This window comes from Mesorhizobium sp. M7A.F.Ca.US.011.01.1.1 (assembly GCF_003998295.1).
In the GTDB taxonomy this organism is placed as follows: domain Bacteria; phylum Pseudomonadota; class Alphaproteobacteria; order Rhizobiales; family Rhizobiaceae; genus Mesorhizobium.
This window is the reverse complement of the sequence record NZ_RZRT01000025.1, coordinates 55,462-76,411: the sequence shown is the minus strand read 5'-3', so window position 1 is coordinate 76,411 and position 20,950 is coordinate 55,462. Positions and strand designations below refer to the sequence as shown.

At 57.6% G+C, this 20,950-nt stretch carries 17 protein-coding genes; all 17 read left to right on the top strand.

All coding sequences use genetic code 11. The features are described from left to right. The first annotated feature begins 563 nt into the window (after positions 1-563). The 17 genes from EOA13_RS21570 (at position 564) to EOA13_RS21490 (ending at position 20,929) form a co-directional block, all read left to right on the top strand. Entirely contained in the window at positions 564-890 is a 327-nt protein-coding gene (locus EOA13_RS21570) for a hypothetical protein (protein WP_245490444.1), read from the top strand. Between the two features lie 332 nt (positions 891-1,222). Further along, complete coding sequence (locus EOA13_RS21565; protein ID WP_127295721.1) at positions 1,223-1,543, top strand: hypothetical protein; 321 nt, start codon at positions 1,223-1,225, stop codon at positions 1,541-1,543. Positions 1,544-1,664: 121 nt separating this feature from the next. After that, the gene (locus tag EOA13_RS21560) at positions 1,665-2,474 is read left to right on the top strand and encodes a CpsB/CapC family capsule biosynthesis tyrosine phosphatase (protein WP_127295719.1); all 810 of its coding nucleotides are present in this window, start codon (positions 1,665-1,667) and stop codon (positions 2,472-2,474) included. Positions 2,475-2,608: 134 nt separating this feature from the next. Next, a complete protein-coding gene (locus EOA13_RS21555; RefSeq protein WP_023808539.1) occupies positions 2,609-3,256 on the top strand; it encodes a polysaccharide biosynthesis/export family protein in 648 nt (215 codons plus the stop codon). Positions 3,257-3,285: 29 nt separating this feature from the next. Then, positions 3,286-5,664: a polysaccharide biosynthesis tyrosine autokinase gene (locus EOA13_RS21550; RefSeq protein WP_127295717.1), complete on the top strand. Its 2,379-nt coding sequence runs from the start codon at positions 3,286-3,288 to the stop codon at positions 5,662-5,664. Next, positions 5,552-6,811 carry a hypothetical protein gene (locus EOA13_RS21545; protein WP_127295715.1) on the top strand — a complete coding sequence of 420 codons (1,260 nt, stop codon included), beginning with the start codon at positions 5,552-5,554 and terminating at the stop codon, positions 6,809-6,811. The genes EOA13_RS21550 and EOA13_RS21545 overlap by 113 nt, the downstream gene beginning before the upstream one ends. Then, entirely contained in the window at positions 6,808-8,139 is a 1,332-nt protein-coding gene (locus EOA13_RS21540) for an O-antigen ligase family protein (protein WP_127295713.1), read from the top strand. Before EOA13_RS21545 ends, EOA13_RS21540 begins: the two co-directional genes overlap by 4 nt. A gap of 144 nt (positions 8,140-8,283) precedes the next feature. Continuing rightward, positions 8,284-9,165, top strand: coding sequence for a glucose-1-phosphate thymidylyltransferase RfbA (gene rfbA / locus EOA13_RS21535; protein ID WP_127295711.1), 882 nt, complete (start codon positions 8,284-8,286; stop codon positions 9,163-9,165). Between the two features lie 3 nt (positions 9,166-9,168). Then, entirely contained in the window at positions 9,169-9,720 is a 552-nt protein-coding gene (rfbC, locus tag EOA13_RS21530; RefSeq protein WP_127295709.1) for a dTDP-4-dehydrorhamnose 3,5-epimerase, read from the top strand. Positions 9,721-9,742: 22 nt separating this feature from the next. Further along, positions 9,743-10,813 (top strand): dTDP-glucose 4,6-dehydratase, encoded by a 1,071-nt coding sequence (gene rfbB, locus EOA13_RS21525; RefSeq protein WP_127295707.1) that lies wholly within the window; start codon positions 9,743-9,745, stop codon positions 10,811-10,813. Then, positions 10,810-11,685: a dTDP-4-dehydrorhamnose reductase gene (gene rfbD / locus EOA13_RS21520; RefSeq protein WP_127295705.1), complete on the top strand. Its 876-nt coding sequence runs from the start codon at positions 10,810-10,812 to the stop codon at positions 11,683-11,685. The genes rfbB and rfbD overlap by 4 nt, the downstream gene beginning before the upstream one ends. A 232-nt stretch (positions 11,686-11,917) precedes the next feature. Beyond that, complete coding sequence (locus tag EOA13_RS21515; RefSeq protein ID WP_127295703.1) at positions 11,918-13,327, top strand: MBOAT family protein; 1,410 nt, start codon at positions 11,918-11,920, stop codon at positions 13,325-13,327. Between the two features lie 199 nt (positions 13,328-13,526). Continuing rightward, complete coding sequence (locus EOA13_RS21510; RefSeq protein ID WP_127295701.1) at positions 13,527-15,083, top strand: hypothetical protein; 1,557 nt, start codon at positions 13,527-13,529, stop codon at positions 15,081-15,083. A 143-nt stretch (positions 15,084-15,226) separates the two neighbouring features. Next, positions 15,227-16,243: a hypothetical protein gene (locus EOA13_RS21505; protein WP_127295699.1), complete on the top strand. Its 1,017-nt coding sequence runs from the start codon at positions 15,227-15,229 to the stop codon at positions 16,241-16,243. 156 nt (positions 16,244-16,399) lie between these two features. Next, positions 16,400-17,455 (top strand): NAD-dependent epimerase/dehydratase family protein, encoded by a 1,056-nt coding sequence (locus tag EOA13_RS21500; RefSeq protein WP_127295697.1) that lies wholly within the window; start codon positions 16,400-16,402, stop codon positions 17,453-17,455. Between the two features lie 402 nt (positions 17,456-17,857). Beyond that, complete coding sequence (locus tag EOA13_RS21495; protein ID WP_127295695.1) at positions 17,858-18,955, top strand: hypothetical protein; 1,098 nt, start codon at positions 17,858-17,860, stop codon at positions 18,953-18,955. A 171-nt stretch (positions 18,956-19,126) separates the two neighbouring features. Further along, a complete protein-coding gene (locus tag EOA13_RS21490) occupies positions 19,127-20,929 on the top strand; it encodes a rhamnan synthesis F family protein (RefSeq protein ID WP_164780239.1) in 1,803 nt (600 codons plus the stop codon). Positions 20,930-20,950: the final 21 nt, after the last annotated feature.

The following is a 20,950-nucleotide window of genomic DNA, read 5'->3' as shown; positions in this document are numbered from 1 at the left end:
GCCGAGCCGGCCGTCTACCCCCGTTGGCCGCGATTGGTATCGAGCCGATCTCGAATTACATGCTGTCAGCAGGAACATCTACACCGAAAATGTATCTATAATTCAATATATTAGCTTGGGTGTCGGAAGGTTTGGCGCGCTCAGCTTGGTCAAATCTTATCGAGCCAGTCACCGCGGAAAGGAGACCTCAAATTTTTGCCCGATAATAAGAAACCTGTGAAAGTTAGTCGAAAACTATTAATGCGATTTGGCTAAAGTACTGTGCTCGGACAGACACGCATCAGCTTAAATCGCCTCGCGCGCGCGAAACAGGTTGGAATTGTGGCCAAAAACTGGTACGCGCTGATGCACTGCCTTTGACTGGGTGCGTCTGAAGTGGTGCAGCAAGAAGGGATCGAAGACTGATGAACCTTGTGGTTAAAACTGCGCTTGCCGTATTTGTCGTGTCAATCGGGTTTGGTCCAGCTTCATCGTTTGCCCAGGATGCTTCGTGCAGCTGCGCGACACCCTATCAAGGTTCGGCAAACCCGATCGGATCCATCCGTTCCGCCATCGGTGATGTGATGGTGTCGCAGACGGCGGGCTATGGCGCTGCCAAGGTTGGAAGCGCGCTCGATTTCGGCAGCCGTGTGGTGGTTGGCGCCAAGGGCGCGGCCTCCGTTCTGGTCGGCGGCTGCAATCTGGAGGTTTCGGCCAATTCGAGCCTCGACGTTTCCCGCCTTGGCAACAACATTTGCCTCAAGCTTGTCGGCTCGGAGCAGACGGCTGCTATTCAGCCCTCCGGCGGCGGCGCTGGGTTCGGTCCGCCGGAGGCGATTTTCGCCGGGGCGCTTCTGACGTCTGGCGTGCTCGCGGCGACGCAGGACGACGACAACGGCGTCAGCCGCTGACGAAGATATGGCGGCGTCGGCCGCTGTAGAGAAGGGTCTGGATAGGTTGGCGGGCCGGCTGGTTTATTGGGTTTGTTAACCATATTGTTCTATTGCTTGGGGCGGGGCGGGCTGTAATTCGTACCAACAGGGCGAGTTACAGATTTTGGTGGGGTAAAATGATGAGTTGCCGTCGGTTCGGGGCTGCTTTTGCTTTTGTTGCATTCGTCGCAGGGGGCGTCCTGTTCGCCGCGCCCGAGGCTGTAGCTCAGCAAACCTGTTCCTGTCTTGCGCCCGTGCCGGCGTCCGAAGACGCGATAGGTCGTCTTACGCAGGTCCGGGGTGATGTCCAGATGTCCCAGGCCGGCGGCTATGCAGGGGTGGATGCCGAGGCGCCGGTGTATGCGGGCGCGCGCATCATGACCGGGGCGCAGGCGTCTGCTTTGCTGGCTATCGGAGCCAATTGCGCGCTCGATATTCCAGCCAATGCCACCGTCAAGGTCGACCCTATCGAAGGCGGCATGTGCGTTTCGCTTGAGACACCATCTGCGACGATCGTTCCCGCCAGCTCAGAACCTGGCATGCTGCCGGTTCTCTTGGGCGGCGCCGCCGTCGGTGGTGCCGTCGCCCTTATTATCGGCCTGCAGGATGACGACGACGCGGTCAGCCAATAGGCGGGATACGACCCCCGTTGTTTTGCGTAAATTTGCCAAATGCGTCATTCGCCTTCATGCGGGTGACACGTTTCTATTTTTGTCGAGGCGAAGCTTTGCCTCCTCTCAACCAGAAACGCCAATGATCGACCTGCATTCACATATCCTGCCCGGTCTCGATGACGGTTCTCCTGACTTGGCCATGTCGCTGGAGATGGCACGGCTGGCAGTCGCCGACGGTACAACGCATATGGCATGTACGCCGCATGTAATGCCTGGGGTTTATGAGAACGCCACGCCAAACATTGCCGAGGCTGTTCAGGCGTTGGAACTGGAGCTTCATCGCGCTGCCATACCGCTTACCCTATACGTTGGCGCTGATGTTCATCTCGCGCCTGATCTTTCCGATCGATTGAGGCTTGGTACGGTGCCGACTCTGAACGGATCCCGCTATTTCCTGTTCGAACCGCCACATCACATTCTGCCTCCGCGGCTCGAAGACTTCGCCGCGCGTCTCATAGGCGCCGGCTTCGTGCCGATCCTCACTCATCCAGAGCGGTTGACCTGGATCAAGGCGAATTACGACGTCATCGAGAGGTTGAATACGCTAGGCTGCCTTATTCAGCTCACGGCTGATTCTGTGACGGGGGCCTTTGGACGGACGGCGCTCTACTACTCGGAGAAGCTGCTGGATGAGGGCAGGGTGGATATTATCGCCTCCGACACGCACGGCGCCAGCCGGCGGCGGCCAGGGCTTTCGCAGGCGGTTGTCGCCATCGCGAACCGGTGTGGGGAAGATGAGGCTTACAACATGGCAGTGAAACGCCCGGACGCGATATTGCAAAATCGGCCGCTCGTGCCCATCGGAAAGCAAAGCGCGAGGAAATCGGGCGGCAACAGTGCGGGGCGGTTTGGCGGATTGGGCCGGTTGTTCAAGAGCGGGGCTCTTTGATGGGCATTTTCGATCTTGCAAGAAGTCATGCGGGCACCGTGCCCGCTTTGCTCGCATCGCTAGCAATATCTGCTTGCGCAAGCACTTCGTCGACATCGACGTCCTCCACCAGTTCTGTCGATGCGCTGCAGCCGATGGCGTCTTCATCGGCGCTCTCTGGCGGTGGTACGCTGCAGGTGGTCAAGGATCTCCCGCCGCCGCAGAATACCCAGAACGGCAGCGAGCAGCCGCTGTCTGCCAACGATGTGCTCGAGGTCAGTGTGTTTCAGGTCGATAATTTGAACAGAACAGTTCAGGTCGACGCAGGCGGGCAGATTTCGCTTCCGCTGATTGGAACCATGACTGCAGCCGGCAAGACCGTTCGTCAGCTCGAGAAGGAAATCGAGACTGCCTACGGTGAAAAGTACTTGCAGTCGCCTGACGTGACGATTTTCGTCAAGGAGTCGATTGGCCAGCGCATCACGGTCGATGGTGAAGTCAACAAGGCCGGCATTTATCCAGTGTCCAGCAGCGCTTCCTTGCTCGACGCGATCGCCCTTGCCGGAGGGTTCAATCCGGTCGGTGATGCCGGTAAGGTCTTCGTCTATCGCAATGTCGGCCAAAACAAGCTGGTCGCAAATTACAATGTCGAGGAAATCCGCGCCGGCAAGAACCGCAACCCGCGGATCTATGGCGGCGACGTGGTCGTCGTTTTTGCTTCGAAGTCGAAAATCGCGATGAACAATTTGAAGGATGCGCTGGGCCTCGCCTCCAGCGCTGCCCGCATTGCGGTCATTCCGTAGACACGGACAACCCCAGGATCACCTCGCGCATGCTCGATCGCAACAGGCAGCCCCAACTTGCCGGACCCGGACATGGCCAGGCCCTGTCCGCGGACTCCTATTACGACGTGCCGCAAAATTACGGTCCCTATGGTCGCGACTATGCGGGCCAGGATGAGGGGTTCAACCCGCTCAAGCTGCTTTTATACATCGTCCAGTATCGCTGGCTGATCGTCATGATGGCGGCGGCCGGGCTCGTTGCCGGCGTCATCGTGACGATGATGCAGACACCAAAATATCTGGCGACGACGCAGCTCGAAGTTCTGGTGCCTTCGGCAAAAGTGTTTCAGGACATTGAGGTTGTTTCCGAAAACAGCGACGTCCGGGCCTTCCTGACCGCTCGGGAGAAGCTGAAGAGCCGGGCATTGGCTCAGCGCGTGGTGTTCCAGCTTGGGCTTAGCGAAAAACCGGATTTTCTGTTTCCGACGCCGAGCTTTTCCCCGAGCAATATTGTCTACCGTGCGTTCGGGATGTCCAAGTCACCCTCCATTGAGGAGAAAGCGCCCGAAGAGCGCGAGGCAATTGCCATCAAGCGCATCCAGGAAGATCTGACGGTCAATCTGGTCACCAATACAAGCCTGCTATCGATCACCTTCGTCGATCAAAAGCCGAAATATGCAAGCGACGTTGCCAATCAAGTTGCGCAGAGTTTTATCGATCAACGTCTCGATCAGACCAGCGAGACCTCTGATCTGGCACGGCAGTTCATCCAGGAACAGGTTTTGCAAGTGAAGCAAAAGCTGCAGACCTCCGAAGAGGAACTGGTCACCTATGCAAAAGATGCCGGCATCACGGTTACCGGCGATGACAAATCGCTGATCGGCTCCAACATCGAAGCCCTGAACACCGCCCTGGCCACGGCAATCCAGGAGCGTCTTGATGCGGGGCGGGTGGTCGATCAGATAGAAAAGGGCCGCGGGTCGAGCCTCGGTCCGGTTCTGGAAAGCGAAGGTTTGCAGAAGCTTAGCGATAAGCTGGCGGATCTGACCAGCCAGTATCAGCAGAAATTGGGCATCCTGAAGCCCGGTTTTCCGGAAATGCAGCAATTGCAATCGCAGATCAAGGAACTGCAGCGACTCTACAACAACGGCGTGCTGGCGATAACCGATTCGTTGCGGCTGAAATATCAGGAAGCGCAGAACAAGGAAACCGACCTCAAGTCCAAGCTCGCGGAGATGGAGAGGCAGCAGGTCGTCTTCAACGACAAGAATATCAAATACACGATCCTGAAACGCGAAGTCGACTCCAACCGGTCGCAGTATGACAGCCTTATCGCCAAGCTGAATGAAGTCGGCGTTAGCTCGGAACTCAAGACGCAAAGCGCTGCGATAGTCGATTTCGCTTCGCTGCCCACAGCCCCCTATTCTCCACGTCTGAGCATCAATCTTGCAGTCGCTCTCGCGCTTTTCATGGCCCTGGCTGCATCGATCATCTACGTCATCGAGTTGCTGAACAACACTTTCACCAACCCGGAGCAGATCGAGAAAGAGCTGGGGTTGGCGATGCTCGGCATCCTGCCGCTTGTCGGTGACCGCGAACTCATAGCCAGCATCGCCGATCAAAAATCCGGGCTCTCCGAGGCCTATCGTTCGCTGCGAACATCGCTGCAGTTCTCCGGTGCGGAGGGCGCGCCGCGATCGCTGCTGGTGACCAGTTCGGAACCGTCGGAAGGCAAGTCGACCACGTCGTTCAAGCTTGGCCAGGATTTCGCGGCACTCGGCGCAAGGGTTCTGCTTGTCGACGGCGATCTCCGCAAACCCAACCTGCACCGGCTGTTCGGCCTCGACAATGCGATCGGGTTGAGCAACCTGCTGACAAATACCGTTCGCAAGGACGATCTGCCGAGCATTTTCAGACCGACGAAATACCCCAATGTCACCGTGCTGACGTCCGGAACGATTCCGCCGAATCCGGCCGACCTGCTCTCGTCGCCGAAGATGGCGTTGATCTTGACCAATCTAGGCAAACGCTTCGATCTGGTCATCATCGACGCCCCGCCGGTCGTCGGTCTTTCCGACGCACCAATCCTCAGCCGGCTTGCCGAAGGCACGTTGATGGTCGTTTCGACCAATCAGGTCACACGCAAGTCAGCCAAAACGGCACTCAAGCGTCTGCGCTCAGCCGGTGCGAACGTGATCGGAGCGGCGATGTCGAAATTTACGGTCAACAAGTTCGATTACAATTACGCCTATAAATACATGAACTATCAGTACTACGACTATGGCGCGAGTACCCCGAAAATTGAGGGCAAAGTCGATGACGGTGCAGGCCAGCCCGCTCACGCGAAATCTCCGGCGTTCAGGCGTTTGGTTCGTCGCCTCCGTTCTGGTGTTGGCGGTTTCGTCGATAGGGCTAAGTCGGCTTCTTGAGTCGGAAACGCCGGCCGTCTCGCTTGCGCTTGATCCGTTGAACACAGATGCCTTGATAGGCGAAATTGCCGGTCGGTTGAGCGAAACAGGCGACGGTGTTGATCTCGACGTCTTGGCAACAAAGGCGAAGCGCGCGCTTCGTTTCAATGTCGGGGATGCCCGGCTCTACAGCCTGATAGGCGAGATTGAGTATCGACAAGGCGAGAAAGACGCGGCTTTTGAACTCTTCGACCATGCTCGAAAGCTGTCCAAGACCGAAATCCATTCGCTTCAGAGATCGATCGATCGCTCGATCGAGGTGGGCGATCTGTCAAAGGCCGTTGCCGAGATCGACACGTTGCTGCGCCGGTGGCCCGACAGATTTCCAGTCATTGCGGCAGGCTTGCCGGCTATTCTTTCAAACCCGGACGGATATCAGGCTGTCCTGGCAGCCTTAAGGATCGAGGCGCCGTGGAGATCCAATCTTTTCTCCGCCCTTGGTAAGGATCCGCGGGGCCTGCGCGTCGCAAATCAACTGTTGCTTGACCTTGCCGGATCGAGCTCACGACCGACGTCGAAGGAATTGTCTGCCGTAATCGACGGGTATATCCGGCAGAAGGAATACGAGGCGGCCTATCGGCTGTTCCTGTTCAGTCTGTCCGATCAGGAGCGGACACTGGCCGGATACATTTTCAACGGCGGCTTTGAGCATATCCTCAGCGACAAGCCATTCGACTGGCAGGTTCGCGACCGCTCCGGTCTGGAAATTACCTTTGCCGGGGCGCGCGATGTCGGCGAAAGCGATAGCGGAGCGACTGTCCGATTCCTGAATACGCCGGTAAAGAACGCCGCGCTCCAGCAATACGTTGGATTGCCTCCCGGCTCCTACAGGATTTCCCTGATCGCCTCCGCGAGAAACCTGAAGCTGCCCAAACAGTTGTTCTGGTCCATCAGATGCGCGGATCCGGCGGGCGAAATAGCGCGGTTCAACATTCCGGAAGGCACATTCAATCGGCGGCAGTTGAGCCTGGATTTCGCGATCGGACCAGGCGCGTGTCCCATGCAATTGTTGCGGCTGGAAACAGCTGCCATCGCTGAGAGCTGGCGATTTCGGTACGTTGGCACGCTGGTCATGCACAAATTGAGCATCGAAAGAGTTTCATCTTGAGAGAGCGGTCAACCCGGTCCACGGAATGGGAAAAATATCTGCTTGGGTCGGTTCTTTTCCTGTCAGTGCTGATTGGCGGCGGCACCGCGAGCGGTCTCTACACCGAAGCGCTGATCGAGGTGGCGGCGATTGCAGCGGCCGCGGCCGTCTTTTCAAGGCCGTCGGAGCACGGCATCCCTCGCTCGGCCCTGTGGTTGCTTGCTCTGGGCCTAGCCGTGTTCTGTTTTCAGATCGTGCCGCTGCCTGCCGCCCTGTTGAGCGGATTGCGGCCTGAGGTTTTACTTGCAAATCCATGGCTGAGCGGTGAAACCGGGCTGCGTTTCGTCAGTGTCGGCGTGGGACGTACGATCGAGTGTCTGTTGTACTTCGTGGCGATGGCTGCATTCTTTCTGAGCGTCACCCGCCTGCGCCCAGATCAGGTCTACGGTCTTCTGCCCTTCTTTTTGATGGGTGTCATCTGTAACGGACTGGCTGCGGCGATCCAGTATTCGCTCTCCGACACGGTTGCCATCCAGGGTTTGCTGCCGTTCACGATCAATGCGGGACTGTTTGCCAACCAGAACCATTTTTCAGCTTTGCTCTTCGTCTCCATCCCCTTCGTCGTCTACTACGGCCTGTTTCGCGGGCACCTTCTGTCCGGGTCGCTCGGCTTGATAACGCTGCTGCTGCTGCTTCTGGCCGCCGGTTCGCGCGCCGGTATTCTGATAGGGCTGGCGATCACCATAGTATCTGTCGTCTTTCTGTCCGCGCGCTCGAGGCTGGGCGGGTATGGAATACCCGCTGTCTTCATCGGGCTTTCGCTTTACACGATCGGGGCGTGGACGAAGATCGATGCGGAAGTGGTTGACCCGGCCTTTGGACGGGCCGAATTTGCCCGCACGACGATCGCGGGAATTGAAGAGAACTGGGCGACGGGCGTGGGCTTTGGCAGTTTTCCGAAGGTCTACCAGATTTACGAAAAGGGAGAGATGATCTTCAGGCCCTACGTCAATCACGCCCACAATGACTATCTGGAATTGGCACTTGAAGGTGGCGCGCCTGTTGTCTTTCTGGTCGCGGCCTACTCGGTATTGCTTTTTGCGTTTTCCCTTGCGGCACGGCGAGATCCGCTGCAGAAAATGGCATTTCTCTCAGTATCGTTTCTGCTCGTCCATTCCCTGGTCGATTATCCCTTGCGAACGGCGGCGCTTGCGATGACTTTCGCCTATATGAATGGCATCATCTTTCACAAGGGATTCGCTGGGCGGTTAAGCCAGAGAGGCGAGTCGACCGAGGCCCATGATGACAATCTGCTTGTTCCCGTCAGGCCGGCCTTGGCAAGACGATAGCAATGCGTCGCCTGGAATTGGCCATGGATTGGCGCTGGACCGTGACCCGGTCGTTTGCCGAACGCCGAGATTGACAAGCCATTGCATGGAACCTAAGCACGGGCGGCTAGGGCCGGGGGGTTCAGGCATGTCAAGGAGAGCTTCTTGAAAGGAATTATCCTTGCTGGAGGCAGTGGAACGCGTCTTTATCCACTAACATTAGCAGTCTCTAAGCAAATTCTGCCGATATACGACAAGCCGATGATCTATTATCCGCTGAGCGTTCTGATGCTCGCGGGTATCCGTGAAATTCTGATCATTTCGACGCCGCGTGACCTGCCGATTTTTCGCGATCTGCTTGGCGATGGATCGGAGTTCGGCCTCGACCTGTCCTATGCCGAGCAACCGCAGCCCAACGGGCTGGCGGAAGCCTTCATCATCGGCCGCAATTTCATCGGCAAGGACAACGTGTCGATGATCCTCGGCGACAATATCTATTTCGGCGATGGGCTGTCGCAGCTTTGCCGCGACGCTGCCTCGCGCGAAAAGGGCGCTTCGGTGTTCGCCTATCATGTCGAGGATCCCCAGCGTTATGGCGTGGTTTCCTTCGACAAGGCCACAGGAACGGCGCTGACGATCGAGGAAAAGCCGCAGGCGCCGAAATCCAACTGGGCGGTCACCGGTCTCTACTTCTATGACAACGACGTCGTCGACATCGCCCCTGCCATCCGTCCCTCGGCGCGCGGCGAGCTCGAGATCACGGCGGTCAACAATGTCTATCTCGAGCGCGGCCAGTTGCATGTGCATCGGTTGGGGCGCGGCTTTGCCTGGCTCGACACCGGCACGCATGACAGCCTGCATGAGGCCTCGTCCTTCGTGCGCACCATCGAGCACCGCCAGGGCATCAAGGTCGCCTGTCCCGAAGAGATCGCCTTTGAACAGGGTTGGCTGACAGTGGACCAGGTTCTGCGTCGCGCCGACCACCTGGGCAAGAATGAATATGCCGCCTATCTGCGCCGGCGTGTCGTCGACCTGTCGGAGGGCTAGGCGTTGGAGGTCAGGCCCCTTGGCATCGATGGCGTGCTGGAAATCGTTCCGAAGCGACATGGCGACGCGCGCGGCTTCTTCGTGGAAACCTACAATGCCGAGCGCTTTTCGCAGGCCGGCATAGACCTGGCTTTCGTGCAGGACAATCATTCCTATTCCGCCGCGGCGGGCGTCTTGCGAGGGCTTCATTATCAGCTTGCGCCGCGCGCTCAGGACAAGCTGCTGCGCGTCATCCGGGGCAGCATTCTCGATGTCGCGGTCGACATTCGCCGCGGTTCGAAAACCTTCGGAAAATGGGTCGCTCTCGAAGTGTCGGCCGAGAAGGGCAACCAGATTCTGGTGCCGAAAGGCTTCGCGCACGGCTTCGTGACGCTCGTGCCTGACACCGAGGTCCTGTATAAGGTGACCGACACCTATTCGCAGGCGCATGATCGGTCGGTCCGTTTCGACGATCCCGCCATCGGCATCGAATGGCCGTCATTGACTGGCGGGTTCCAGCTCTCGGACAAGGATCTCAAGGCGCCGCTGCTGGCCGCCGCCGAGGTGTTCGCCTGATGGGTTACGTGAGGACAGCGGCATGAATTTTCTGGTGACGGGCGGTGCTGGCTTTATCGGTTCGGCGGTGTGCCGGCATCTGTGCGCCAACCCGGCCTATCGGGTGACCAATCTCGACAAGCTTACCTATGCGGGAAACCTCGCCTCGCTGCGGCCGATCGAGAACGCACACAATTACCGCTTCGCGCAGGCCGATATCTGCGACGAAAAGGCGGTGCTCGACATCCTCCGGCGCGACGATATCGACATCGTCATGAACCTTGCCGCCGAGAGCCATGTCGACCGCTCGATCGATGGGCCGGGCACCTTTATCGAAACCAACATCGTCGGCACCTACAAGATGCTCAATGCCGCGCTGGAATACTGGCGCGGCCTGCCCGAAGACAGGAAGAGCCATTTCCGCTTCCATCATGTCTCGACCGATGAGGTGTTCGGCGATCTTCCCTTCGACGGCGGCATGTTCGTCGAGGAAACGCCCTACGCGCCATCCTCGCCCTATTCCGCCTCGAAAGCGGCCTCGGACCATCTGGTGCGGGCCTGGCACGAAACCTATGGCCTGCCGGTCGTGCTTTCCAATTGCTCGAACAATTACGGACCCTATCACTTTCCCGAAAAGCTGATCCCGCTGGTCATCCTCAATGCGCTCGATGAAAAGCCGCTGCCGGTCTATGGCGCCGGCGCCAATGTGCGCGACTGGCTGTTCGTCGAGGATCACGCGCGCGCGCTGGAACTTGTCGCGACCAGGGGACTGCCGGGCGAAAGCTACAATGTCGGCGGCAATTCCGAGCGGACGAACCTTGGCGTCGTCGAAACGATTTGCGATCTCCTCGACAGCAGGCGGCCGCGGGCAGGGGGCAAGAGCTATCGCGACCTGATTTCCTTCGTCACCGACCGCCCCGGTCACGATCGCCGCTATGCCATCGACGCCTCGAAGATAGGCCGGGACCTGGGCTGGGCGCCCAATGAGAATTTCGACAGCGGCCTCGCCAAGACCGTCGACTGGTTTCTCGACAACAAATGGTGGTGGGGACCGATCCGCGAGCAGCGCTATGCCGGTGAACGGCTGGGCGAAGCACGCAAGGGGGCGGCGTGAGGCTGGTTGTCACCGGACGCGACGGGCAGGTCGCGGCAAGCCTCCTGGAGGCCGGCCAGGCGACCGTCGGCGTTGAGGTCATCGCCATTGGCCGTCCGCAACTCGACCTTTCAAGACCCGACACCGTGATCGAAGCCATCGCGGCCGCGAAGCCGGATATCGTCGTGTCGGCTGCCGCCTACACGGCCGTGGATCAGGCCGAGGACGAGCCCGATCTGGCATTCGCGGTGAACGCCGTCGGCGCCGGCAAGGTGGCGCAAGCCGCGGCGCTGCTTGGCGTTCCCGTCATCCATCTTTCGACCGACTATGTCTTCGACGGCACCGCCCTTGGCGCCTATGTCGAGACCGACGCCACCGCACCGCGCAGCGTCTATGGCGCCTCCAAGCTAGCCGGCGAGCAGGCGGCTGCATCGGCCAATCCGCGCCATCTGATCCTGCGCACGGCATGGGTCTACAGCCCGTTCGGCAAGAATTTCGTCAAGACCATGCTGCGGCTGGCCGCCGACCGCGACGAGATCGCGGTGGTGGCCGATCAATGGGGAAATCCGACATCTGCACTTGATATCGCCGACGCAATCCTGCATGCGGCGGCACAGCTGCACGAGGGCGCCGCCACATCCGGCATCTATCATCTGGCCGGAACCGGCGAGGCCAACTGGAGCGGCTTTGCCCGCCATATCCTCGACACAAGCCGCGTGTTGGGTGGTCCCTGGGCGCGGGTACGGGACATTGCTACGATGGACTACCCAACCAAGGCGCGCCGCCCCGCCAATTCCCGGCTGTCGAGCGCGAAATTCGCCTCCATCTTCGGCTGGAACGCACCGGACTGGCGGCAATCGACGGAGGCGGTGGTGCGGCGTGTCCGGGTCTGAGAAACGGAATGGGCCTTGAGGCATGAACAACGACCTATCGCCGAAAAACATAGCCGATGCGAAAGGTGGTCCACAAGCGGTCCGCCCACAGGTGGTCGGCGAAGCGTCACTGCGCGCTCGGACCAAGGCTTATGCCACGCAGTGTAGAGAACACGCCGGTTCACTTCGCGACCTGTACAACACCCACAGCGGCAAAGTGTCGAACAAACGCGCTGCAACGCGGGACAGATGAATGGTATTCTCCGAACCGGTTTTCCTTTTTGCCTTTCTGCCCATCGCCTTGGCCCTTGTCATGGTCGGAGGAAAAAGATTCACGGCACCCATGGTGCTCCTTACCAGCTTGATCTTCTATGCGTGGGGATCCGGCGCTATCGTTACCGTGCTTGTCTTCTCAATCGTCTTCAACTGGGCCTACGGCAGAGTAATCGAGAGAAACAGAACGAACACGATTTTAATGATAGGCGTTATGGTAAACGTTCTGCTTCTATTATATTACAAGTATTCTTACTTCATTAGCTCAAACATAGATGAAGCAATCGGAACTCATGTTTCCGATCCTTTCAAAAACGTCGTGCTGCCGATCGGAATCTCGTTCTTTGTCTTTCAGGCGATATCGTACCTGATCGACATAAAACGTGGAGATGTTCCTGCGGAGCGCAACGTCATAATCTTCGGAGCATACAAGTCCTTTTTCCCGCAGTTGATTGCCGGCCCCATCGTGCGATTCCGCGATGTCGGCGAGGATTTCCACAATCCGCAAATATCGATGGAAAATATCTCGGCGGGCGTCGCCCGGTTCGTCCATGGCCTGCTCAAGAAGGTGGTCATTGCCGATGCCGCGGGCGCTATATCTGATGGATGCTTCGCAGTTCACGGCGCCGACGTAACCATCACGGTAGCTTGGCTGGGCGCGCTCGCCTACGCGATCCAGATCTATTTCGACTTCTCCGCATATTCGGACATGGCCATCGGGCTAGGCCGGATTTTCGGCATCCGTTTCAACGAGAATTTCATGCGGCCCTATTCGGCTTCGACGGTGACCGAGTTCTGGCGGCGTTGGCATATCTCGCTTTCCACATGGTTTCGCGACTATGTGTACATACCGCTGGGCGGCAGCCGCAAAGGCTCAATCCGTACTTATTGCAACCTCGCCATAGTATTCCTAGTCACCGGCCTATGGCACGGCGCCGCCTGGACCTTTGTGATCTGGGGCCTCTATCACGGTGCCTTTCTCATCTGCGAAAAGCTGGTAATCGGAAACTCGGCCGCAGAGAAGAAAAGCCAAGTGCTTCGGATCGTCTACCTGCTGCCGGTAGTCATCATCGGCTGGATCATCTTTAGGGCTGATTCGCTCACCCAAGCGTGGACTTTTATGACGAACCTCTTCGCGTTGGGCGAACTCGGCGCGCCGCTGCCGGAATCCGTGGCCGCCGCGCTCAATCCGCGAACAGTTCTGTTTTTCGCAATCGGGCTTCTCATCTTCGTGGCGCCGCGCGGACCTGCGATCGGGGCCTGGCTCGCGCAGGATCCCACACGCTTTCGCGTCCTCAGTCGTGTGCCTTATACGGCGGTCGGGCTCATCCTTGCCGGGGTATTCGTGCTGTCGAGTTCGTTCAGTCCATTTCTGTATTTCCGTTTCTAAGGCTGGTCACGATCGTAGAAAACATGGAGGCCAGATTGAGAGGCGCGAGCAAAACGGATGGGAGACGACGCTATCTCCATGCTTTGGCAAAGTCGCCGTTGCAGCTTGAACGGTTTGATCTCAAGCTCTTTTCTTCGTACCGCTTGCATTACCCAGCGACTGTGCTCACGCAGCAGAATCTTCATGGAGGCGATCGGGAATGAAACAGGACGTTCAGGACTTGCGGGGAGTTCCATTGACCGCATTGTTTCGCGGGGAATCCGCCCTCAAGAAGATCCAGATCGCGCTGTTCGCATTGTTCTTGACCGGACCGTTGGTGACCCTTTCAATATTCGGCCTTCCAGATCTCTATGAACGGCGCGACTTCACATCGTTTCCGACGCTTGGTCACATACTCTCAAATAATAATGTCGGGCGCAAACAACTGTCGGACGCCCTGATCGAACGTTTCTACCCTCGAAAATGGGCCGTTAGCGCCCGCAACTGGATCGATTGGCGCATCTTTGGTTTTCTCGACACCGACACCGTCGTCTCCGGCGGGAACGGATATCTGTTCTACAAACCAGGCATCGTCAGCCGTGACTGCTCGAAGAAGGACGATATCACCGCCAGTCTCGAAGCCTATCGCCTTCACATGGCGCTGGCCGCAGCGGCAGGCATGGATTTGATGATCACCATGTCGCCGAACAAGGAAACGGTCGAGAGGGACTCGGTGACTGGACGAGCTGCGATCTATGCCAAGTGCTACGACGAAATCCGCCAGATCGAGACCGATGCGTACCAACGCTATGGCCGTGGCATGTTTCACAGCCACGAGGATTCGATTCGTCGAATCGGCTCGCGCGTTGGCCAGCGCTATGCGCGCTACGACACCCACTGGGTGCCCGCAATGCACATCGCGGCAATCGAAGACATACGCGAATGGCTTGGCTATCCCGCTCGCCTCCCGACCATAAACACCACTACGCAGACCAGAAACATGGAACTGACGGGGATGGTCGCGCAAAACGACCCGGAGACTATTCCTGACGCCGTCGATGACGATCTGGCAAAATGGGCTGCCCAGTTGCAGAAGATCCCCGGCCGGACAGTGATTCTGCACGATTCGTTTTACATGGCACTCGCCAAGCGGCTCAGCCCGCATTTCCAGGACGTCAAATTCATCCATCTCGAAGACGCTGCCGCTGCGTTCCGCAACCAGCCCGATGCTCAGTACGACGAAATTGTCGCGAGCCTCCAGCAGGCGGACCGGATCATCGTGAATTCGGTGGAGCGTTTCATGGCCATGCGCTATGTCAATTCGGCATTGTCGTGGGAGAGTGTTCTTGGCCAGGAAATCCTTCGCCGCAATAGTATCGCGGCAGAGGCGCGCTGCGGTTCTGATTCCGCAGCGGACGCACCTGAATCGTCACTGAGCCTCAAGAATCTGGAACGTGTTTCACCAGCCCGTTTCCATGCCACCTCCGGGGATCCCTACATTCTGGTCGAGCCGGGCGCCGCCCCGGCCGGCACCAAGACTTTCTGCTTCTCGCTCGCCATCAAGGCGCCTGGATCGGAGATCGTTGGCCTGGCGATACCCGGCCGCGGTGCGGCATTTTCCAAATATTCCGTTGTGACTGTGCCGCTGGATCACCAGGGACGAGGCGAGATCAATCTGCTGCTGCCGGCCGACTACATGGGGAGCATCTTCCGCATCACGCCGACATTCAGCAGTGAGGACTTCGAAATTGACCGTCTTAAAACTCGTTGGCAATAGTGGATCGGCGCGATATGCCGGCTCATTGAGCTTTGCAGGCAATGCTGCGCGCGATTTGAGACGCTACAGTGGGCATTGAACGAACCCTCCTCTAATGTCACGTCTCGATCGCGTGACGTTCGATATGCTAGAAAGGAGATTACATGCGCTGGGTATTCCATATGGGATTTCCAAAGACCGCCACGACATCCATTCAGGCGGTTTTGCCCGAGCTTTCCGGAGTGTTCTTTGCCGGGAAGGAGCAGGGGTTTGTGCATGGCCAGCAGGGCGAACTGATACTTCGGCGCTGGTTGCCAAACCTGACCCGATGGAACACGCCAGTTCATCTGCTCGCGGAATGGCGGCGCGAAATTGAAAACATGGCGACGGCGGCGGGCGCAGCTACAGTTGCGGTATCAGAAGAAGACCTGACGAATTTTCCAGCGGCCATGCCGCCCCTCGAAATCTGCCTCAATATCGTGAACCTCTTCGGCCCCGATGTGAGTTTCGTCTTTGTCGTGAGAAATCACTGGGATCTGCTCAGATCCACCTACAAGGAGCGCGTGAAAAATGGCATGCCCTATGACTTCAGGCATTTCTGTGTCGATCTGATCTCGACGCGCCACTACGGCATGCTGCACAAGTGGAATTACGCTCGCCTCTTTTCGTCGATGGCACAGTCCGGGGTCGATTTCCACGTCTTTCTGTTCGAACGATTTATCTCTGACCAATCATGTCGGGACCGGTTCTTTTCCGTAATGGGAGCGACCGAGCCGCCGCAGGAGATACCGCACGAAAACCCCACGGCGGGCGATCAGGCTCTCGAGTGGCTGCGGACACAGAACCTGGCAATGCTTGGCGGGGTGTTTGCGCTGGCGCCCGTGCCTTCCGAGTTCTTAAAGATGCATGAGCGCGATCGTGCCCAGCTCGAGTGGCTTGCCCATTACTTGGAGGTTTCAGACGGTACGTTTTCGGCTTGGAGCGTGGAGATGCGCGAAAAGATCAAGCAGCATTGGGTTCTCAATCAAGATCCCAAAAGCGCCGCAACAGGGATCGATTGGTCACTTCCGCCGAAACTCACCGAAGAATTAATGCAAATATTTGATGCCTCGTGCTTTGGACTCGACGCGTTCGTGGGTGAACCAGCCGCGCCATATGGATACGCGCAGCCTCCCTCCTGACTGAAGCGGACAGCTCCATTCCAACTTGCAGGCTCTTCGATCAATAGGTGTCGCCAGAGCTGGGGTTGTACCTTGATTCACGCACATCGCCGTGGAACAAGCTGCGCCGACCCGAGGCAGACAGTTGTAGCATACCATGATCGGAGCGACCCAAGGATGCGGATTTTCATTACAGGCGGAGCGGGATTCATTGGCAGGCGCCTGTGCACGCTGCTCAAGGTCGACCACGAGGTTACCGTCTACGATAATTTCCTCCCTCAGGTGCATGGAGCGGACGCGGCACCATCGCCGATGCTGGAAGGCGTCCACGTTATTAGGGGGGATGTGCGCGACGCGGCGGCACTTGCCGCGGCGTTCCGCGAGGCGCGGCCGGAACGCGTCTATCACCTCGCTTCGGAAACCGGAACCGGCCAGTCCTACGACGAACCGACCCGCTACAACATGGTCAACATCATGGGCACGTCCCACCTCATCGACGCGGTCCGGGCGCAGGCCGGCGTAAGCAGGGTGCTCGTCGCGGGTTCGCGCTCCGTCTATGGCGAGGGCGCGTGTGTGGATGCGCGCGGCAATCATGTCCTGGCGAGGGCGCGCACGGCGGCGGACATGGCGAAGGGAGTATTCACGCCGCGCAGCGCCACGGACGAACTGCTGACCCCCGTCGCTACGCGTGCCGCCATTTGTCCGGCGAGCCCCGCCTCGATCTACGCGTCGACCAAGCTCTTGCAGGAATATCTGCTGGCGCAGGCCTTCTGGGGCACTGACGTTGAGGTCGGGATTCTGCGCCTGCAAAACGTCTACGGACCGGGACAATCGCTTTCCAATCCTTACACAGGGGTAATCTCGATCTTTCGCAAGCAGATTGAAGAGGAGTCGACCCTCAACATCTACGAGGACGGTGCTATCGTCCGCGACTTCGTCTACGTGGATGACGTGGCGCGGGCCTTTGCGCTGATCGGGCTTGCCCAGAAGTGCCCGCACGAAGTGCTCGACATCGGTTCGGGCGAACCCACGCAAATCGTCGACATGGCGCGGATGCTGCTGGTTATGATGGGACGGCCGAAGGACAAGCTTCGGGTGACCGGGCAATTTCGCGCCGGCGACGTGCGCTACGCAGTGGCCGACATTTCCGACACGATCCGACACCTCGACTGGCGACCGCAGGTGACCCTTGAGGCCGGCATGTCGAAGTTCATGGAGTGGAGCGGGGAGTGAAATCTCCGGCCGGTCCGCGCCGAAGCGAAATCCCGCTGAAACTAGGCAGCCGATTTTCGATACGCGCGGAGATCGCATTTCTCATCGAACTGAGAAAGTGGTTACAGATAGGTCGACGTTCTGATCGGGTAACCGCAGATGAATATATTGATATTATGGGGGACATTTCGTATGAGGAGTGCGCGAGGCGGGATGAACCGAAACGCAAATCAGCGATCGTGCCATGTTCTTGATGCGGCAACGCATGTTAACATGGACGTGAATTTCCGAGGTCATTTCAGACTGGAACGCAAAGATTGATGATCTCTGCAAGCAACTGCATTCCATGATTAGTCCGATTCGGGGGACGATTTTAGGCGACGAATTCGGGCCGGAAGAACGGGCACGGAGGCGGAAGCCTGAATGACTTTATTCCTGCACATCGGCCCGCCGAAGACCGGCACCACATACATTCAGGAGATGTTCGTCGCGAATTTGGAAGTCTTTCGCGGCCCGGAATTTTGCTATCCGGCACTCGGGCGCGACATGACTGTTCACGGCCGATACCCAGGCCATCACGGGTTTTCGTTAGCGGCCGAGAAGTATATTGGCGATACGGCTGATCCAGATCTTTATTCGAAATGGATCGATATCCTAAAAAATAATAAAAACGTGATTCTCTCGGCCGAAGGCATGTCGGGATGGAATTCACCTTATATAAAGGAAATGCAAAATATAGCGAATGCTTACAATCACAACGTTATCGTGATATATTTCATTAGAGAGCCAAATGATCTTCTTTATTCTCAATGGAAGGAAGAGGTGAAGCTTGGGTTAAATGAAGAGTTGCATGGGTTTTTGATAAGGCATTTGACAGATCCGAAATATTCGTGGCGGTACAATCCTCTCGGAGATCTTATTAAATTTAGATTTGGATCATCTGAGTTAGATTATCATATATATCTATACGATGTTCTCAGGCGACAAAAGGCAGATATATTTTTGGCTATGGCCAGAAATTCATTCGGCATAAGTGATCTTTCCGCCAGCGGCAGCGGCGCCAACGAGTCCCATTCCATCGAAGTAATCGACGCGATGCTGAGGCTAAATGAACATCTTAGCGAAGAGCATGGTTTCTTGGGTGGGCAAGTAAGAGAAGCGATGTATGCGTTGCAGTTCAAGGAAATGCCGGATATTTACGATGAAATCGTAAAATTATACGCAGAAAACATATCGCCAAAGGAAATTTTGTTTTCCAGGGACACCTATCATCATGAGATGCTGGAGCAGGAAATCGCAAGCTACGACCGACTTGGAAAATATTTGAAGACGCAGGTGCCGGAAGGCGGGATTTTCCCTAAAGATCCCCTTACGCTGCATTACTATGATCGAAGGGACGTTTGGGCCAACGCCACCGTTAGCAATCAGTTGAGGTGCCTCGCCGATCGCCTCAAGCCCTACCTGCAAAGTGCCGCCGTAGCCCCAGGGGGTTGGCTGGCGCCGCTTAAGGAAACCTCCTGACATTGCGGATCGCGGCGAACCGCCCGAAACCGGCTTGACGGACGATGACAAAATGTTGCATCGCCCCGTCTTTCCAAAAGAAAGGTCGAAGGTGAGCTTATGCGATGCTGTGCGATTTATGTCTTCCATGATGATGTCAGCGAGACTTCGGCGGCACTTGCAGGGGAAGCCTTGCGCCGCATCAAGGGCGCCGCGGACTATCTATTGGTGGTGGCGTTGGCTCCTTTCAACAGTACAGTCAGTGTCCTTCTGGCCGATCTCGCCGACGCGGTCGTGGGACCGCACGCTCGCCTGACGTTCAAGGAAGGGATTCGCCTGGGCCTGAAACACATCTATGAAACGGCGCCTGACCTGGCGGACTGCGTCTTCGTCACCGGATCGCACATGGCCGGGCCGATCGGGGCCTTCGAGCCGTACCTGGAGCGGGCGCTCGCTTCGGACGCCGATCTTGTGGCGCCCTATTTCCACGCCCCGAGAATCGATCCGAGACTCTCGACGCGGGATCTTCCGGCCAGAATTCCCTATTTCGACTTCACTTTTTTCAAGCGCAGCCTGCTTGTGCGGGAGAGTTTCCGTCGATTTTGGGACCGTGCCGAGCCCAGTTCGGACTACTGGTCGGATTTCCTCGGGATAGTGATCGCGTTCGGCCAGTTGGTCGAAAGTTGCGGCTTCAAGGTCGACTATTTACTGGACGCGGAGCAGCTCGAATCATTCGATCCCCGCATGTTCGAGGTCCACAAGATCGTCGAGCTCGGCGGTCCGGCCGTTCTAAAGGATGTGTTCCTGCTCGATCCGCTGATCCACGACTTACAAGCGATCTATGCCCGCCGGGCGCTTGATGCGCTTGCACTGCGCGACCCGGAACTATGCGACCTGCTGTGGAACGTGCTTTTGACGGAGGCGGAATTGCGTACGCTTCACACCAACCTCGAGGAGCACGCCGTTCTGGATGACCGCTACGTCGGGGCACCTAAAGACGAATGGAAATTCGGCACGGTGGCGGTGTTCATTCATGCCTTCTATATTGATGTTCTGAAAGACATCTGGGCCAGCCTCAAGCAACTCCCAGGCAAGGCGGACCTTTATATTTCAACAGCGTCCGAGGAGAACAAGGGGCACATCGAAGCCTTCATCGCGGATCAAGGCTGGCCGATAGGGGCGGTGGAGGTTCGGGTGGTCGCCGCGAATCGCGGCCGCGACATGTCCTCGCTATTCATAACGTTTCAAGACGTCGTCATTGCCGGAAATTACGAGGTGGCGCTGCGCCTCCATTCGAAACGGACGCCCCAAGTGGGCCGGCAGATCGGTAACTCCTTCCGCGACCATCTACTCGACAATTTGATCTTCAACAGCGACTACGTGCGCAATCTTTATGATGTCCTAGACCAGAATCCCAAGATCGGCCTTGTCATACCGCCTACGGTGCATATCGGTTTCGGCACGCTCGGTCATGCTTGGTACACGAACAAGGCTCCCATGCTGAAGCTAGCGGCTCAGATTGGGATCAAGGTTCCCGTCGATCGCGACACGCCCGTGGCCGCTTACGGCACAATGTTCTGGTTCCGCACCGAGGCGTTGCGGCCCCTGTTCGAGCATCCGTGGAAATGGACGGACTTCAACCCCGAACCACATCATGTCGACGGCGGCCTGGCCCACCTTCTGGAAAGACTGATGGGCTATTGCGCCCAAAGCCGCCATTTCCGCACGCTTACAATCTGCAATCGTTACGCGGCCGCGCGCAATTATGTGAAGCTTGAATACAAACTGCAGCTTCTCGCAGCGCAGCTTCCCAGCCACAACATCTCGATGCAGTATGAATATCTGTTGCAAAAGCGGTCAGAGGCCCCGATTCGCAGATGGATCTACAGGAAACTCGAACTCCTATATGCGGATCACGTTGTGCGGCGGCCGAGGCTTCTCAACCTGGTCCGGCCGTTCGCGCATTTCGTGAGGAATTTGATCGTTCTTCGCTGAGGCGCCCGGGCTTCCCGCGTT